Source organism: Nostocoides japonicum T1-X7 (genome assembly GCF_001046855.1).
In the GTDB taxonomy this organism is placed as follows: domain Bacteria; phylum Actinomycetota; class Actinomycetes; order Actinomycetales; family Dermatophilaceae; genus Nostocoides; species Nostocoides japonicum.
The window spans coordinates 4692583-4694608 of sequence record NZ_HF570958.1 but is presented as its reverse complement, the minus strand read 5'-3'; the positions used below and the strand labels follow the sequence as shown (position 1 = coordinate 4694608).

Here is a 2026-nt window from a genome sequence, read left to right as displayed (position 1 = left end):
CCGAGTTGTTGTCGTCCGGCGGGTCACCCGACCACGACAAGCCCGCACGTGCCGAGTTGTTGTCGTCGAGGGCGGCGCTAGACCTCGTGGTGGAGGGCTTCGGCGGGAGGCTCGTCCTGCGCCGAAGCGTCGGGCGGGTGCTGACCGCCGAGCTCGACGAGGTACATCGCCGCGACGACGAGGCCACCGCCGAGAAGCATCCGGACGGTGAGGCTCTCCCCGCCGAACAGGACGGCGAAGAAGGCGGCGAACACCGGCTCGAGGGTCATGACGATCGCCGCGCGGGTCGCCGTGAGGTGGGCCTGGGCCCATGTCTGCGCCCACAGCGCGCCCGCGCCCGCGACGACGGCCATGTAGAGCGTGGCGGCCCACTGCCCGCCGTCGTGCGGGAGGATCACGCCGCCGGGAGCGGCGCCGGCGAGGCATACGACCGCGATCGTCGCGGCCTGGACCGTCGCGAGACCCACCGCCGCATCGGCCGTCGACCACCGCCCGAGACCGACGATGTGGAGCGCGTAGACGACGGCCGCGAGAAGCGTGACGACCTCTCCGCTCTCGAGGGTGAGCCCGCCCTTGAGGGAGAGGAGGGCGAGGCCGAGCGTCGCGAGCACGACGGCGAGCCAGGCCGAGCGCCCGACCCGGTCACGGAGCAGGAGCGCGGCGAGGATCGGGGTGAGGACGACGTAGATGCCGGTGATGAACCCCGAGACCGACGCGTCCGTCGTGCGCAGCCCGATCGTCTGCAGGATCTGGGCCAGGCCGTAGAGGCCGCCGAGGACCACCCCGATCCGCAGCTCACGACGGGTGAGGGAGCGGACCTGGCGGTGGAAGACGGCACCCATGACGAGCGCGGCGATCGTGAAGCGGACCGCGAGGAAGTCGATCGCGGGGACCGTCTGGACCAGGTCGCGGATGAGGAAGAACGTCGAGCCCCAGACGGCCGTGACGAGGACGAGGAGGACGGTCGCGAGGCGCGACCCCCGCGCGGCGGAGGACATGGGCGGCTCCGGTCAGACGACCAGGAGCGTGACCGTCGAGCCCTTGGGGGCCTTCGTGCCGCCCGCCGGGTCGGAACTGCGCACCGTCCCGAAGAAGCCGCCGAAGGCCTTGTCGACCTCGACCTTGAACCCGTCCGCCTCGAGGAGCGACCGGGCGTCGTCGAGCTGCTTGCCGACGACGTTCGGCACGGCGACGAGCGGTGGACCCTTGGAGACGACGAGGGTGATCGTGTCGCCCTTGTGCCCGGTCCCCGCGTTGGGGTTCTGAGAGATGACCGAGCCCTTCGCGACGGTCTCGTCGTACTGCTGCTTGCTCGCATCGACGGTGAAGCCGGCCTTCTTTAGGGCGGCGGTCGCCGTGTCGGCGGGCTGGCCGGTGAAGTCCTCGACGGCGACCGGCTGACGGCCCTTGCTCACGACGAGGTTGACGGCGGTGTCGCGCTTGACGGAGGTGCCGGCCTTGGGATTCGTGGAGACCACTTGGCCCTCGGGGACCGTCTCGCTCCAGTCCTGGCTCACCTCTCCGACGGTGAGGTGTTGCGCCTGGAGGGCCTGGGTCGCCGCGTCCTGGGTCTGCTTGACGACGTTGGGGACGGCATACCGCTCGGGGCCCTTGGACACCTTGAGCTCGACGGTGCCGTTCTTGCGAGCGGAGGATCCGGCACTCGGGTCGGTGCCGAGGGCCACACCCTTGGCGACCGTCTCGCTGAAGGTCGGCACCTGCTCGACGGTGAACCCGCGCTGCTCGAGGATCTGCTGGGCCGCGGCGGCCTTCTGCCCTGCGACGGGCGGGACGTCGACCCGCCCGCCCGGGCCGAGGAGGAAGTACCAGCCGGCGACGACGGCCACGACGGCGAGGACGACGGCGACCCACACGCCGGTATGCCGCTTGCGCGGCGGCTCGTCGGTGACGTCGTGACCGACGGGGAGCCAGGCCGTCGGGCTCGCCGACTCGACGGCGGGCGAGGCGACGGGCAGGGCGGCGGTGGGCGTGGCGACCTGCGTCGGCTCGGCCGCGGCAGCGGCGG

Annotated in this window: 2 protein-coding genes; both read right to left on the bottom strand. The window is 72.1% G+C overall.

From position 1 onward, the window contains the following. Positions 1-77: 77 nt before the first annotated feature. Positions 78-998 carry a DMT family transporter gene (locus tag BN12_RS21320; protein WP_048555576.1) on the bottom strand — a complete coding sequence of 307 codons (921 nt, stop codon included), beginning with the start codon at positions 996-998 and terminating at the stop codon, positions 78-80. Between the two features lie 12 nt (positions 999-1010). After that, positions 1011-2026: PASTA domain-containing protein (locus BN12_RS21315; RefSeq protein ID WP_048555575.1), on the bottom strand; the 1016-nt coding region annotated here is incomplete at its 5' end.

Bases quoted from the DNA above. Each gene is read 5' to 3' on its own strand.
- BN12_RS21320 (WP_048555576.1), bottom strand. From the start codon at position 998: ATGTCCTCCGCCGCGCGGGGGTCGCGCCTCGCGACCGTCCTCCTCGTC.